Origin of the sequence: Plasticicumulans sp. (assembly GCF_035331805.1) — a bacterium.
Taxonomy (GTDB): Bacteria; Pseudomonadota; Gammaproteobacteria; order Competibacterales; family Competibacteraceae; genus Plasticicumulans.
This window is the reverse complement of sequence record NZ_DAOLKE010000001.1, coordinates 25669-38853: the sequence shown is the minus strand read 5'-3', so window position 1 is coordinate 38853 and position 13185 is coordinate 25669. Positions and strand designations below refer to the sequence as shown.

Genomic DNA, 13185 nt, shown 5'->3' with positions numbered 1-13185 from the left:
GGACCCGGAGCCGAGGGGGAGTCGTGGTTACCTCAGGGTCTCATCGAGGGCTTTCAGTCCGGACGGTCGTCCTTGAACATCCGGTAGCCGCTGACCATGGTCGAGACCATGCTCTGGCGCGACATGATGTCTTCGCGGATCGCCGCGTAGACGTGCAGGATCACGAAGATCACGATCACCCACATGCCGAAGTGATGCCAGGTGTGCACGTCCTGACTCTGGCCGAACAGCGGGATGACCCAGCCGAACACGTGATCGGCCCACGAACCCTGCTGCGCACCTTCGGCATAGAGCGCAAAGCCGGTGCAGATCATGAACGTGATGCCGAGCGTGAACAGCGTGAACATCGCGAGCTGCGCGAGCGGGTTGTGGCCGACGTACTTCTTCGGGATTTTTTCCAGGAAGCCGTACCAGCGCGCCTCCCATATCACTTCCTTCCACCACTGCAGGTTCCAGAACGGCAGCACGAACAGCTGATGCGCGTGGTGGTTGCCGACGATCGCCCAGTAGATGCGCCCGAGAAAGCCGATCGCCAGCACGTAGCCGGCGGCGAAATGCGCAAAGCGGAGGTAACCCATCAGGAAGCTGTGGCTGGCCTCGCCCGGCAGCGACGGCAGCGGACTGCCGATGAAGTAGCCGGTCACGCCGAGCACGAGGATCGCCAGCGCGTTGACCCAGTGCCAGAGCCGCACCGGGGCCTCGTAGACGTACACCACCTGTGGTGCACGGATGACTTCAATCGATTCGCTCATCTTCGGTTTGCCCCCCGGAAGATCGCGTGCGCAGCCCGCCGTTGCGGCTGCGCACGCCTTGCACTCAGGCGCCGGCCAGCAGCCAGAGCCCGCTCAGGCCCATCGCCGTGCCGATCGCGCGCAGCCACCAGGTGCGCTGCTGCGCGAGCCGCGTGCCGATGGCGATGCCGGCCAGATGCAGCAGGCCGGTGGCGAGCAGGAAGCCCGCGGCATAGCCATACGGCGAGGCGGCCTCCGGCAGTCCGGCACCGTGCGCAACGCCGTGGAACAGCGCGAACACGCTAACCAGCCCTGCACCTGCGGCGAGCGGCAGACGCACGAGACCGGCGAGCAGCAGGCCGAGCACCAGCACCGAAACCCCGATGCCGGGTTCGACGAAGGGCAGCGTCAGGCCGCTCAGTGCCAGCGTTGCCCCACCGGCCATGGCCGTCAGGAACGCCAGCGGCAGCACGAACTTCTGCTGCGGCACGGCCCAGGCCGACCACAGGCCGACGGCGAGCATCGCCAGCAGGTGATCGAGGCCGCCGAGCGGGTGCGCGAGGCCGGCGGGGAAGCCGGAAGCCTCGGCGTGGAAGGGATGGGCGTGAGCGGCCGGGATCACGGCCGCGAGCAGGCACAGCACGAACAGCTTGCGCATCATTTCGGAACTCATCGGGACTCCTCGGGACTCCGGATTCGGGCGGGAAGGAACGGGGGCAGGTTCACTTTAGCGAACCCGGACCGTGCTCAGTTCCTCGCCGTCCGGTCCCATCACGTGCGTCGAGCAGGCGAGACAGGGATCGAAGCTGTGCAGCGTGCGCAGGATCTCGACCGGCTCGTCGGCACGCGCCACCGGCGTGTTCAGCAGTGCGGCCTCGTAGGCGCCGATGTTGCCCTGCACGTCGCGCGGGCTGGCGTTCCAGGTGGTCGGCACGACGGCCTGATAGCTTTCGATGCGCCCGTCCTCGATGCGCACCCAGTGGCCGAGCGCGCCGCGCGGGGCTTCGGTGAAACCGACGCCCTTCGCCGACTTCGGCCAGGTCGACGGGTCCCACTTCTCGACGTTGGCGGTCGATTCGTCACCGGCCTTGATGGTCGCGACCAGCTTGTCCTGGAAGTGGCGCATCTCGGCGGCCGCCCACGAGGCTTCGAGGCCGCGGGCGAGCGTGCGGCCGACGGTCGAGAACAGGGCTTCGAGCGGCAGGCCGAGATCGCGGAGTGCCTTGTCGACCGGCTCCCTGAACTCGGGGCGGTTCTGCGCGTAGCCGATGATGTAGCGCGCCAGCGGCCCGACCTCGACCGCGTGGCCCTTCCAGCGCGGCGCCTTGATCCACGAGTACTTGGCGCTTTCGTCGAGGGCCTCGATGCGGGTCTTCGTGCCTTTGGTGTTCGGCCCGAGCGTGAAGTCCGGCTCGGTGACGCCCTCCCAGGGGTGCCTGCCCTTGCCGGCGCCTTCGGGATAGCGATACCAGCTGTGATCGACGAACTCCTGCACCTCGGCCGGGTCGCGCACGTCGACGTTCTGGATGTTCCTGAGGTCGCCGCCGATGATCGCGCCGTGCGGGAGCTTGAGGTTCGCGGCCCCGTAGTCGTTGGCCCGCTCCGGAATGTCGCCGTAGGACATCACGGCCTTCGAGGACAGGCCGCCGCCGTACGTCCAGTCCTTGTAGAACGAGGCGATGGCCATCAGGTCGGGCAGATAGACCTGATCGATGAACTCGCGCGTGCGGTCGATGATGCTGCTGACGTGGTTCAGCCGCTCCATGTTGATCGCGCCGACCGCGCCGGTCGTGTGCACGTTGATCGCGCACGGCATGCCGCCGACCAGCCAGTTCGGATGCGGGTTCTTGCCGCCGTAGATCGTGTGGATCTTGACGATCTCGCGCTGGAAATCGAGGGCTTCGAGGTAATGGGCGACCGCGAGCAGATCGACCTCGGCCGGCAGCCGGTAGGCCGGGTTGCTCCAGTAGCCGTTCCTGAACAGGCCGAGCTGGCCGCTCTCGACGAACTTCTTCAGCCGGGTCTGGATGTCGCGGAAGTAGCCCGGACTCGACAGCGGCCACGCGGAGATCTTCTGCGCGATCTCGCTGGTCGCCTTCGGATCGGCCTTCAGCGCGTTGACCGGGTTGACCCAGTCGAGCGCGTGCAGGTGATAGAAGTGCACGAGGTGATCGTGCGCCTGCAGCGTCAGCTGCATGAGGTTGCGGATCGAGTTGGCGTTCTCGGGGATCTGGATGCCGAGCGCATCCTCGACCGCGCGCACCGAGGTCAGCGCGTGCGTGCCGGTGCAGACGCCGCAGATGCGCTCGACGAAGGCCCAGGCATCGCGCGGATCGCGGCCCTTGAGGATGACCTCCAGACCGCGCCACATCGTGCCGGTCGACACGGCATTGGTGATGACGTTGTTCGCGTCGAGGTTGACCTCGCAGCGCATGTGGCCTTCGATGCGCGTCACCGGATCGACGACGACGCGCGTGCCGGCGGCATCGAGCCGGAAACCGTTCGGGGTATTGATGACGGCCATGATCAGCGGTCCTCCCTGCGCTCGTCGGTCTGCACGTGCTTGACGCGCGCCCGGGTCACGGCGCTGACCGCCGCGTGCGCGGCGACCGCGGCCCCGACGACGCCGGCGGCGGTGGCACCGACACGATCGGCGTTCTGTTCGACGCCGAACTGCTGGATGTTGGTCAGGCGGTCATAGAACGAGCCCTTGTCCCAGAAGCCGTCCTCGGAGCAGCCGATGCAGCCGTGGCCGGACTGGATCGGGAACGAGGTGCCTTCGTTCCAGCGCACGGTCGAGCAGGCGTTGTACGTGGTCGGGCCCTTGCAGCCGAGCTTGTAGAGGCAGTAGCCCTTGCGCGCGCCGTCGTCATCGAAGGCTTCGGCGAACTGGCCGGCATCGAAGTGCGGGCGGCGGTAGCACTTGTCGTGGATGCGCTGGCCGTAAAACATCTTCGGCCGGCCCTGGCGGTCGAGTTCGGGCAGGCGATCGAAGGTCAGCATGTAGGTGATGACGCCGGTCATGACCTCGGCGATCGGCGGGCAGCCCGGCACCTTGATGATCGGCTTGTCGGTGATGACCTTGTGCACCGGCACGGCCTGCGTCGGGTTCGGCCGCGCCGCCTGCACGCAGCCCCAGGACGCGCACGCGCCCCAGGCGATGATGGCCTTGCAGTCCTTCGCGACGTGCTTCAGCTGCTCGACGAAGGGCTTGCCGCCGACGATGCAGCTCATGCCGTCCATGTTCAGCGACGGATTGCCTTCGACGGCGAGGATGTAGTTGCCCTTGTACTTCGTCATCACCTCTTCGAGGATCGCCTCGGCGTGATGACCGGCGGAGGCCATCAGCGTGTCGTCGTAATCGAGCGACAGCATCGACAGCACGACATCCTTGGCGAGCGGATGGCCGGCGCGGATGAAGCTTTCCGAGCAGCAGGTGCATTCGAGTCCGTGCAGCCATAACACCGGCGTGCGCGGCTTCTGCTCCATCGCCGCAGCGATCTCGGCCGCCCGGGCCGGACTCAGGCCGAGCGCGGCGGCGGTCAGGCTGCAGAACTTGAGGAAGCTGCGCCGGGTGATGCCCTGGCGCCGCATGACCTCATAGAAGGTTTCGATCTCGGCCATGTATCTTCCCCCCGTGGTCGGCCTGTCGTTGTATCGGGGAAAGACCATGCTCAAGGATCGTGCCAGATGATCCTGCGCCAGCAGAAGCCTGGCTTGCCCTTTCGTTTCAATGACCTGCTGAATGCCTGCCGCAACCGGGCGTCCGTGGCCGGCGTAAACCACGCAACCGCTGCGGAAACCTGCTTTCCATCCGAGTGACCGCCGGAGGCCGCACCGATGCCGAAACCCTGGAGCGTGCTGTGGCTGCAGTCCGGCGGCTGCGGCGGCTGTTCGATGGCGCTGAGCTGCGCCGAGCCGCCCGGCCTGTACGCGCGGCTCGCGGCCTTCGGCATCGAGCTGCTGTGGCATCCGTCGCTGTCGGAGGCAAGCGGTGCCGAGGTCATCGCGCTGCTCGAAGCCATCGCCGCCGGCGAACACCCGCTCGATTGTCTCTGCATCGAAGGCGCGCTGCTGCGCGGACCGCACGGCAGCGGGCGCTTCCACGTGCTCGGCGGCACCGGCGTGCCGACCATCGACTGGGTGCGCAGGCTCGCGGCGCGCGCCCGCTGCACGGTCGCGGTCGGCAGCTGCGCGGTCTCGGGCGGCTTCAGCGCCTGCGCGCCGAACCCGACCGAAGCCTGCGGCCTGCAGTTCGAGGATGCCCGCCGCGGCGGTGCGCTCGGCGCCGACTGGCGCTCGCCATCCGGCTTGCCGGTCATCGCACTCGGCGGCTGTGCCGTGCATCCGGACTGGGTGCTGGAAACCCTGGCCGCGCTCGCGCTCGGCGAGCTCGACGCCGGCGGCCTCGATGCCTTCGGCCGGCCGCGCGCGATCTACGAGCGGCTCGTGCATCACGGCTGCCCGCGCAACGAGTACTACGAATACAAGGCGAGCGCCGAGAAGCCGTCCGATCTCGGCTGCCTGATGGAACACCTCGGCTGCCGCGGCACGCAGGCGCACGCCGACTGCAACGAGCGCGTCTGGAACGGCGGCGGTTCGTGCACGCGCGCCGGCTTCGCCTGCATCGACTGCGTCGCACCGGGCTTCCAGAACCCCGGTCACGCCTTTCAGCGCACGCCCAAGCTCGGCGGCATCCCGGTCGGCCTGCCGACCGACATGCCGAAGGCCTGGTTCGTCGCGCTCGCCTCGCTCGCCAAGGCCGCGACCCCGGCGCGCGTGCGCGAGAACGCTGTCGCCGACCATCCGGTCGTGCCGCCGAAGATGCACGTGCGCAAGCCGTGAGCCGGCTGGTCGTCGGCCCGTTCAACCGCGTCGAGGGCGATCTCGAAGTGCGCCTCGACCTTGCCGACGGCCGCGTGCGCTCGGCCGAGGTTTCGGCACCGCTGTATCGCGGCTTCGAAGCGATGCTGATCGGGCGCGTGCCCGAGGACGCGCTGGCGATCGTGCCGCGGCTCTGCGGCATCTGCTCGGTGTCGCAGTCCGCGGCCGCGGCCTTCGCGCTCGCCGATGCCGCCGGCATCAGCGCCCCGCCGAACGGCCAGCTCGCCGCCAACCTCGTGCTGGCCTGCGAGAACCTCGCCGATCACCTCGCGCATTTCTATCTGTTCTTCATGCCCGACTTCGCGCGCCCGGCCTACGCGCAGCGGCCGTGGTTCCCGGCCGTGCACGCCCGCTTCGCCGCCGGCGGCGGCACGGCCGGCCCGGAAGCGATGGCCGCGCGCACGGCCTTTTTCCACATCGCCGGCCTGCTCGCCGGCAAATGGCCGCACACGCTGGCGCTCGCACCCGGCGGCACGACGCGCGCCCCGGGCACGGGCGAGAAGATCCGGCTGCGGCTGGTGCTCGCCGGCTTCCGGCAGTTTCTGGAGACGCGGCTGTTCGGCTGTGCGCTCGAAGCCTTCGCCGGGCTCGCCACCCCGGCGCAGCTCGCCGGCTGGCAGCACGCGGCCGCGCCGGAAAGCTGCGATCTGCGCCTGTTCCTGCACGCCGCCGACGAGCTCGGCCTCGCCGGCCTCGGGCGCCTCGACCTGCCGCTGATGAGTTTCGGGGCCTACGTCAGTGAGGCCGACGGCCGGCTGTTCCGGGCCGGACTGATCGCCGATGGCGCGCTGCACGCCCTCGACCCCGGCGACATCCGCGAGGACACCAGTCATGCATGGCTGCGCTCAGCGGCGCCTCTGCCGCCGGCCGCCGGTCGCACCGAGCCCGATATCGACGTGCCCGGGGCCTACACCTGGTGCAAGGCACCGCGCCTGTCCGGCCGGCCGGTCGAGGTCGGGGCGCTGGCACGCCAGCTCGTCGACGGCCAGCCGCTGCTGCGCGCGCTGCACGGCGGCAACGGCCGCAATGGCGGGACAAATGTCGTCGCGCGCGTGCTCGCGCGTGCCGTCGAACTCGCACGCGTGGTGCCGGCGATGGAACGCTGGAGCAGCCTGCTCGAAGCCGGCGCCCCCTGCTGCGTGCCGGCACCGCTGCCGGCCGGGGGTTCGGGCATCGGACTGATCGAGGCTGCGCGCGGCAGTCTCGGCCACTGGCTCGGCATCGACGGCGGGCGCATCCGCCACTACCAGATCATCGCGCCGACCACGTGGAACTTCTCGCCGCGTTCGGCCGACGGCGTGCCGGGACCGCTCGAACAGGCCTTGATCGGCACAGCGGTCGAGCCCGGCGAAACCGTGCCGCTTGCGGTGCAGCACGTCGTGCGCTCGTTCGATCCGTGCATGAGCTGCACGGTCCACTGATACGGCCACTGACACGAACTGCTGACACGACGACGCCCGGTGGCTTGCACGGCCATCCGGACGTCAGTGGACAGGCGCTGTCAGGTTTCGGGCAGGGCGGGGAGCGAGGGATCAGGCGTGGACGCCTGGATGAGGCTCGTGCGTCAGCACCAGGGCGGGTTCACGTCGTCCGCAGCGGCGGCAGACGGCGGTGCAGTGACCATCGCGGTGGATGTTTTCGAATTGCCAGTCATGCGCCAGAACCGGGCAGATCAGGCGCTTGAAGCTGGCATGAAGCCGCTTGAGGAAGTTTGCCATGCTGTGTCTCCGCTACATCCTGGACCGCACGTCCATGGGCGGAATCGGTCAAGCGCCGATGAAGCTAGAAGCCCGTTCGGGAAGCAGCAAGTGCTTGAAATCCTTATTGACATTAACTTTGCGTCACTTTCTGCCCATTCTGCTTTGTCCATACGGCAAGCACCGAATCCGCAAGGCATTTCCATCGGCGACGCGGATATTCCGGCAATTTTCCATTGACGTTTCGTTACATCCGGCATCCGGGCTCCGCGTGGCTGCGTAGCCAGCGACACCCCTCATCCAGCCGGAATCCGCCATGTCCCTCACCCGTCGCCGCTTCCTGAAGTACGCCGCCGCCAGCGCCAGCGCAGCGGCACTCGCCCGCCTGCCGACGGCTTCCGCCACCCCGCTTGCGATGCCGGTCGCTGCCATCGCCCTCGACGGCTTCACGACCTTCGATCCGCGCCCGTTGGCCGCCCTGGCCGAGCAGATGTTTCCGGATGGAGCGGGCAAGGCCCTGACGCTTGCGTGGCGCACGCGCCAGTTCGAATACACCTGGCTGCGCACGCTGATGAACCGCTACGCGGATTTCTGGCAGGTCACCGGGGAAGCGCTGGACTTCGCTGCAGCGCAGACGGGCCTGAAGCTCGGCGGCGAACAGCGGGATCGGCTGATGCAGGGCTGGCTGGAGCTGCGCGCCTGGCCGGATGCGGCTGAGGCGCTGCGGGCGCTGAAGGCAGAGGGCCTGCGGCTCGCGTTCCTGTCGAACTTCACGCCGGCGATGCTCGATCGGGCCGTCGCCGGCAGCGGCCTCGACGGCCTGTTCGACGAGCACCTGAGCACCGATCGCGTGCGCGCCTTCAAGCCCGATCCGCGCGCGTACGCGATGGCTGAGGGTTTCTGGAAGCTGCCGCGCGAGGCCATCGCATTCGCGGCCTTCGGAGGCTGGGACGCAGCCGGGGCGCGTGCGTACGGCTATCCGACCTTCTGGGTCAACCGCGCCGGCGTACCGGCCGAACGGCTCGACACGCTCGCCGATGCCAGCGGTGCAACGCTGACCGAGCTGGCGGCCTGGGTGCGGACGACGCGCGGCTGATACCGGCAGCCGGCATCAGACCCCGAGCGCCGCCAGCATCAGGAAGGTCAGGAACAGCACGAAGTGTGCCGTGCCCTCGATGGCGTTGGTCTCGCCGTCGTGCAGGTTGATGGTCGCGGCGAGCAGCGTCAGCACCATCATCACCGTCTGCGGGGCGGTCAGTGCCATCTCGATCGGCTGGCCGCTCAGCAGCGCGATGGCCTCGATCACCGGCACGGTCAGGATCACCGTCGACAGCGAGGCACCGAGCGCGATGTTGACGACCGGCTGCATGCGGTCTTCGAGAGCGGCGCGCAATGCAGTCATGATCTCCGGGCTCGCCGAGATCAGCGCGACCAGCATGCCGGGCACGATCACCGGCATGCCGCTGCCGGCGAGGCTCACGTCGATGGTCTTGGCCATCACTTCCGACAGCGCCCCGATCAGCACCAGGCCGGTGACCAGCAGCGCCGCCGAGTTGCGCACGGCGGACGGATCGTGTGCGGCTTCGGATTCGGCGTGCAGTTCCTGCGGTGACTGACCGGCGCGGTGGGCGTAGCGGTAGCTGAAGAAACCGGCGTACTGACCGGTCTGCAGGCGCAGGAACAGCGCATACAGCAGCAGCATGACCAGGATGTTGAAGATCGAATAAGCCTTCCAGGTCATGTGCGGAATGAACTCGGGCACGATCATCGACACGCCGACCGCGCACAGGATCATGGTCAGATAGGTGTTGCCGGAATCGACGTTGTAGGCCTGCACGCCATGGCGCAGTCCGCCGAGCAGGGCGGCAAGGCCGAGGATGCCGTTGATGTCGAGCATCAGCGCCGAATAGATGGTGTCGCGCACCAGCGTCGGCGAGGGATTGTGCGACAGCAGGATGGCGAGGATCACGACCTCGACCAGCACGGCGCTGATGGTCAGGATCATCGTGCCGTAGGGTTCGCCGTAGCGATCGGCCAGGATCTCGGCGTGATGTGCGACCCGCAGGGCGACGCTGAGGATCACGGCGATCAGCACGCCCGAGGCGATCAGCGCCATGCTGCGGCCGCTGTCGATCAGCGTGTGTTCGAGCGGATAGGCGATCAGGATGACGGCGATCGCGCTGAGCAGCGGCTTTTCGCCGCGCAGGAGAGCGGACAGGGATACGGGCGACATGCGCAGCGCCTTTCGGTCGGGCAGGGGAGGGAAGTGACTGCGCGCGAGTATAGGAGCGGCCCCGGCCGGCCCGCTGGCGGGAGCCGCTTCCGGAAATTTTGCCCGTCAACCCGGACAACCCTTGACGCGCTGCAACATCGCGTCCATATTGCAATGCAACATCCGCTGCGTCGGGTGTTACCTCTCCTCCTCCTTTTGGGCCGGTCCTCTTCCGGCCCTTTTTTTATGCCCGCCTCCCTGCCCGCCGGGCCCCTGACAACGCTCGCGCTGCCGGCTACACCCGGGCGGGTCCGTGCGCGCTTGAGGAGCCGATCCCCATGAAGCCAGAGTGTCCCGTGATCTATCTCGCCGGACCCGCCGTGTTCCATCCGGACGCCGCCGGCATCGGCCGGCGTCTGCAGGCACTGTGCACGGCCGCCGGTTGCAAGGGACTGTTTCCGCTCGACGCCGAAGTGCCCGGCGACGCCGGGTGCGGTCCCGCGCAGGCAGCAGCCATCCTGCAAGCCAACCTCGCACTGCTCGAACGGGCCGATGCCGTGCTGGCCGACTGCACCCCGTTTCGCGGCCCGTCGCTGGACCCGGGCACGGCGTTCGAGATCGGCTATGCCGTCGCGCGCGGCAAGCCGGTGGCCGGCTGGTCGGAAACGCCCGGGGCCTACCGGCTGCGCGTGGCGCAGGCGGTCCACTGCGCATCGGGCTGGCGGGATGCCGGGGGATGGGTGATCGAGGATTTCGGACTGCCCGACAACCTGATGATCAGCGCGAGCCTCGTGGCGATGGCGGATGATCCGGCCGGCGCGCTGGCGCAACTGCTGGCGCACCTGCGTGCCCGCTGAAGCCACCGGGCTCAGGCGAGGACTGCGACGATCCGGTAACCGTGTCGCTCGCGCCGCCGGGCCAGGGCCTGCAGCAGGCGTCCGGCTTCGGCTGCACCGGTGAGCGGCCGGCATTGCATGCCGCCCCGGGCACTGCGCAGCGCCCCCCAGCGGCAGGTCAGCGTCAGCTGGCCGAACAGATCCGTTCCGATGCTGGCTTCATACCAGCGATCCCGACTTTCCCAGCGTCTGTAGCAGGATTGCATGGCCGGCTCCGGGGGCTGTCGCCGAGGAAAGACATGGATTGTCCATAGAAATCATCAGCATGGAAGAATGCAGGCATTCATGTCGCCATGGAGCGACAGTTTTGGACAGAAGCCTGCGTGCATTGCAGCATTAAATATCGGCAAGTATATGATCCATACAGAAAAGCTTTGGATGGCACGAATATTGTCAAAGTTCCCGGCAGGCCGGTCGATCCGGCCGAGCAGCCAGGCCGGTGTGGCCGGCCGTCATTTGCGGGAGTTCCGACATGAAAGCCACCGATCTGATCGATGACCTGAACCGCCGGTTCGCCGACGATGACTATGGCCGGCGGGCGCCGGCGGCCCTGCAGCGCAGCAGCGACGGCGCAGTTGGCAGCTTCCAGGGACTGCGCCTGTCGACCGGCGTTGAAACCCTGTTCGCGGCCGATGGCGGCATCAGCGGCCATCAGGCCGTGACCGTCGTGCGCGGCCCGCATGGCCGGCCGCTGTCGGCGTGGGTGCCGTATGCGCTGGCGCTGGATGCACAGGCGATCGGCTGGCTGGATCGGCTGGTGCGTACGCTGCATGTGTTCAACGCCCGTGCGGTGCTGTCGCTCGGGCGGCTGTGGCTGGCCGTGCATCCGCTGCATCTCGGGGCGATCAGCGGCGAGTTCGGGGCCGTGTTCGCGAATCTGCTGGCACGCATGCGCGTGCATCCCTCGCAGATCGTGCTGGAGATCGCCGACGCCGATCGCATGCCGCGCTCGCGGCTGATGCAGGCCTTGTCCGGCTTCCGGACCCACGGTTTCGGCACGGCCTGCGTGCTGCGCGGCGATGATCCGGGCGCGTTCGAGCAGGTGCTGTCCCTGCATCCGGACGCCGTCAAGCTCTGCCGCAGCCACCTGTATGCGGCCCGCGCGTCGCTGCTCGGACGCGAGCGCCTGGCACGGCGGATCGCAGCGATCCGGGCGGCCGGTGCGCATGCCTGGCTGCGCGGTGTCGACGATCTGCCCTCGACGCGACTGGCCCGCGCGCTCGATGCCGACGGCTGGCAGAGCGGTCTGCTCGACGCCCGCATGCTCGGCGGCCACGGCGGCTGAACGAACACCCTGCTTCGTGAGCGGGCCGCGCGCTTTCAGCGACCGCTCGCGCTCAGGCGCTCGATGAGGCGGGCCGCGGCCCTGAGCCCGAAACTCGCCGTCATGCACATCGATGCGCCATAACCGGCGCAGTTGAGTCCGGCATCGCCGGCACAGGAGCGCGGTCGCAGCACCGGCTCCGGCGACCAGACGCAGTCGATGCCGAAGCGCCGCGCCGGATCGCGTGGAAAGCCGTACTCCTTGCGCAGGCGCTGGCGCAGCTTCGCCAGCATCGGGTCCTGCTCGGTCTGCGCGAGGTCCGACAGCCGGATCCGCCCCGGGTCCTGCTTGCCGCCGGCCCCGCCGGATACGACCAGCGGCAGATGCGCGCTCCGGCAGCAGGCGATCAGCGCGGCCTTGGCGCGGACGTTGTCGATCGCATCGAGGACGGCATCGGCACCGGCGAGCAGGCCGGCGGCGTTCTCGGGGGTCAGGAAATCCTCGACGGCTTCCACCGTGCAGGCCGGATTGATCCGGCCGATGCGTTCGGCGAGCACCTCGACCTTCGCCCGTCCGAATTCCCCGTCGAGTGCCGGCAGCTGCCGGTTGACGTTGGACTCATGGACGATGTCGAGATCGATGATCCGCAGCGTGCCGATCGCACTGCGCGCCAGTGCCTCGACGGCCCAGCTGCCGACCCCGCCGACGCCGACGACCACGACGCGCGCCGCCTGCAGGCGGGCGAGAGCGTCGCTGCCATACAGCCGGGCGATGCCGCCGAAACGGCGTTCAGGATCAGAGGACGGGATCGACGGGATCAGCGGCAGCGGGGAAGCGGACACGAACGTGCAGACCGGGCGGCAGGGGCTGGCACGATAGGCGAGGCAGGGAGATGCGTCGAGCGGCGGCCGTGGGCGGCTGCAATGCCGGGTGCCGGCTCAGAGGTCGAAGCGGCTCACATCGATGCCGAGCGCGCGGGCCAGCGGTACGAGTGCCGAGCGCCGCGGCGGCGTCAGCGGGTTTTCCTCCCAGGCCCGGATCACGCGCGCCGATACGCCCATGCGCTCGGCGACGGTCTCGCGGCTGATGCCGAGATATTCGCGCCAGGCCCGCAGCGGAGTATCTCCGTACACGACGACCTGCGTGATCACCGCATGGGGCACATGGACGCTGTCATAGCCATGCCCCTGCGGGCCGGGCATGGCGTACAACGCGTGCATGGACATGGCGGTCTGCTCCGGATTCAGGGCTGCGGACATGCCGCGCATCATGAGCGCTGCGGCGCCGGAAACGACTCGCTGCACGGGGACTGACACAGCGTTTTGCAGGATTTCCGTTCCTGCCGTCGTCCGGGACATGCGTGTGACCCCGTTACCGGGCGGCGGTTCAGCTGCGGCAATCCCTGCCTGCCGCGCAGGCGGCAAGTCGTGGAAATTTGCATACGACCTCGTCCGGAAGCACTGCATTCGCTGAAAGCTGCGATACACTCGGCCCATTACCC

15 protein-coding genes are annotated in these 13185 nt (G+C 68.4%); 6 read left to right on the top strand and 9 right to left on the bottom strand.

The features are described from left to right. Positions 1–53 precede the first annotated feature (53 nt). From cybH to PKE44_RS00260, 4 genes are all read right to left on the bottom strand, one after another. Entirely contained in the window at positions 54–752 is a 699-nt protein-coding gene (cybH, locus tag PKE44_RS00245) for a Ni/Fe-hydrogenase, b-type cytochrome subunit (RefSeq protein ID WP_324547666.1), read from the bottom strand. A 64-nt stretch (positions 753–816) separates the two neighbouring features. After that, on the bottom strand, positions 817–1404 hold the full coding sequence (locus tag PKE44_RS00250; protein ID WP_324547665.1) for a HupE/UreJ family protein: 588 nt from the start codon (positions 1402–1404) through the stop codon (positions 817–819). A 54-nt stretch (positions 1405–1458) separates the two neighbouring features. Further along, positions 1459–3255 carry a nickel-dependent hydrogenase large subunit gene (locus tag PKE44_RS00255; RefSeq protein ID WP_324547664.1) on the bottom strand — a complete coding sequence of 599 codons (1797 nt, stop codon included), beginning with the start codon at positions 3253–3255 and terminating at the stop codon, positions 1459–1461. A 2-nt stretch (positions 3256–3257) separates the two neighbouring features. Continuing rightward, positions 3258–4355, bottom strand: coding sequence for a hydrogenase small subunit (locus PKE44_RS00260; RefSeq protein ID WP_324547663.1), 1098 nt, complete (start codon positions 4353–4355; stop codon positions 3258–3260). Between the two features lie 66 nt (positions 4356–4421). On the opposite strand from PKE44_RS00260, the gene PKE44_RS00265 reads away from it, so the two are divergent. Genes PKE44_RS00265 through PKE44_RS00275 form a run of 3 tightly spaced genes read left to right on the top strand, consistent with a single transcriptional unit; the run spans position 4422 to position 7036 of the window. Next, complete coding sequence (locus tag PKE44_RS00265) at positions 4422–4553, top strand: hypothetical protein (protein WP_324547662.1); 132 nt, start codon at positions 4422–4424, stop codon at positions 4551–4553. Between the two features lie 18 nt (positions 4554–4571). Beyond that, complete coding sequence (locus PKE44_RS00270) at positions 4572–5576, top strand: HupU protein (RefSeq protein WP_324547661.1); 1005 nt, start codon at positions 4572–4574, stop codon at positions 5574–5576. Further along, positions 5573–7036 carry a nickel-dependent hydrogenase large subunit gene (locus PKE44_RS00275; RefSeq protein WP_324547660.1) on the top strand — a complete coding sequence of 488 codons (1464 nt, stop codon included), beginning with the start codon at positions 5573–5575 and terminating at the stop codon, positions 7034–7036. Before PKE44_RS00270 ends, PKE44_RS00275 begins: the two co-directional genes overlap by 4 nt. Positions 7037–7147: 111 nt before the next feature. Here PKE44_RS00275 and PKE44_RS00280 read toward each other — a convergent pair whose 3' ends face one another. Continuing rightward, a complete protein-coding gene (locus PKE44_RS00280) occupies positions 7148–7333 on the bottom strand; it encodes a hypothetical protein (RefSeq protein ID WP_324547659.1) in 186 nt (61 codons plus the stop codon). Between the two features lie 295 nt (positions 7334–7628). Here PKE44_RS00280 and PKE44_RS00285 point away from each other — a divergent pair, with 295 nt between their 5' ends. Then, positions 7629–8408 carry a haloacid dehalogenase type II gene (locus PKE44_RS00285; RefSeq protein WP_324547658.1) on the top strand — a complete coding sequence of 260 codons (780 nt, stop codon included), beginning with the start codon at positions 7629–7631 and terminating at the stop codon, positions 8406–8408. A gap of 15 nt (positions 8409–8423) precedes the next feature. Here the strand turns inward: PKE44_RS00285 and PKE44_RS00290 are convergent, their stop codons facing one another. Further along, positions 8424–9530: a calcium:proton antiporter gene (locus PKE44_RS00290; protein ID WP_324547676.1), complete on the bottom strand. Its 1107-nt coding sequence runs from the start codon at positions 9528–9530 to the stop codon at positions 8424–8426. A gap of 332 nt (positions 9531–9862) precedes the next feature. Here PKE44_RS00290 and PKE44_RS00295 point away from each other — a divergent pair, with 332 nt between their 5' ends. Continuing rightward, a complete protein-coding gene (locus tag PKE44_RS00295; RefSeq protein WP_324547657.1) occupies positions 9863–10381 on the top strand; it encodes a nucleoside 2-deoxyribosyltransferase in 519 nt (172 codons plus the stop codon). Positions 10382–10392: 11 nt separating this feature from the next. Here the strand turns inward: PKE44_RS00295 and PKE44_RS00300 are convergent, their stop codons facing one another. Continuing rightward, the gene (locus tag PKE44_RS00300; protein WP_324547656.1) at positions 10393–10626 is read right to left on the bottom strand and encodes a WGR domain-containing protein; all 234 of its coding nucleotides are present in this window, start codon (positions 10624–10626) and stop codon (positions 10393–10395) included. 266 nt (positions 10627–10892) lie between these two features. On the opposite strand from PKE44_RS00300, the gene PKE44_RS00305 reads away from it, so the two are divergent. Then, a complete protein-coding gene (locus PKE44_RS00305; protein WP_324547655.1) occupies positions 10893–11705 on the top strand; it encodes an EAL domain-containing protein in 813 nt (270 codons plus the stop codon). A gap of 35 nt (positions 11706–11740) precedes the next feature. Here PKE44_RS00305 and PKE44_RS00310 read toward each other — a convergent pair whose 3' ends face one another. Both PKE44_RS00310 and PKE44_RS00315 read right to left on the bottom strand, forming a co-directional pair. After that, positions 11741–12526, bottom strand: a complete 786-nt coding sequence (locus PKE44_RS00310; RefSeq protein WP_324547654.1) for a tRNA threonylcarbamoyladenosine dehydratase — start codon at positions 12524–12526, stop codon at positions 11741–11743. 96 nt (positions 12527–12622) lie between these two features. Beyond that, the gene (locus tag PKE44_RS00315) at positions 12623–13042 is read right to left on the bottom strand and encodes a helix-turn-helix transcriptional regulator (RefSeq protein WP_324547653.1); all 420 of its coding nucleotides are present in this window, start codon (positions 13040–13042) and stop codon (positions 12623–12625) included. Positions 13043–13185 lie beyond the last annotated feature (143 nt).

Excerpts from the sequence above, each read along its gene's own strand:
- PKE44_RS00280 (WP_324547659.1), bottom strand. The coding sequence starts at position 7,333 with ATGGCAAACTTCCTCAAGCGGCTTCATGCCAGCTTCAAGCGCCTGATC.
- PKE44_RS00295 (WP_324547657.1), top strand. The coding sequence starts at position 9,863 with ATGAAGCCAGAGTGTCCCGTGATCTATCTCGCCGGACCCGCCGTGTTC.
- PKE44_RS00300 (WP_324547656.1), bottom strand. The coding sequence starts at position 10,626 with ATGCAATCCTGCTACAGACGCTGGGAAAGTCGGGATCGCTGGTATGAA.
- cybH (WP_324547666.1), bottom strand. The coding sequence starts at position 752 with ATGAGCGAATCGATTGAAGTCATCCGTGCACCACAGGTGGTGTACGTC.
- PKE44_RS00255 (WP_324547664.1), bottom strand. The coding sequence starts at position 3,255 with ATGGCCGTCATCAATACCCCGAACGGTTTCCGGCTCGATGCCGCCGGC.
- PKE44_RS00285 (WP_324547658.1), top strand. The coding sequence starts at position 7,629 with ATGTCCCTCACCCGTCGCCGCTTCCTGAAGTACGCCGCCGCCAGCGCC.
- PKE44_RS00260 (WP_324547663.1), bottom strand. The coding sequence starts at position 4,355 with ATGGCCGAGATCGAAACCTTCTATGAGGTCATGCGGCGCCAGGGCATC.
- PKE44_RS00250 (WP_324547665.1), bottom strand. The coding sequence starts at position 1,404 with ATGAGTTCCGAAATGATGCGCAAGCTGTTCGTGCTGTGCCTGCTCGCG.
- PKE44_RS00315 (WP_324547653.1), bottom strand. The coding sequence starts at position 13,042 with ATGTCCCGGACGACGGCAGGAACGGAAATCCTGCAAAACGCTGTGTCA.
- PKE44_RS00265 (WP_324547662.1), top strand. The coding sequence starts at position 4,422 with ATGATCCTGCGCCAGCAGAAGCCTGGCTTGCCCTTTCGTTTCAATGAC.
- PKE44_RS00270 (WP_324547661.1), top strand. The coding sequence starts at position 4,572 with ATGCCGAAACCCTGGAGCGTGCTGTGGCTGCAGTCCGGCGGCTGCGGC.
- PKE44_RS00305 (WP_324547655.1), top strand. The coding sequence starts at position 10,893 with ATGAAAGCCACCGATCTGATCGATGACCTGAACCGCCGGTTCGCCGAC.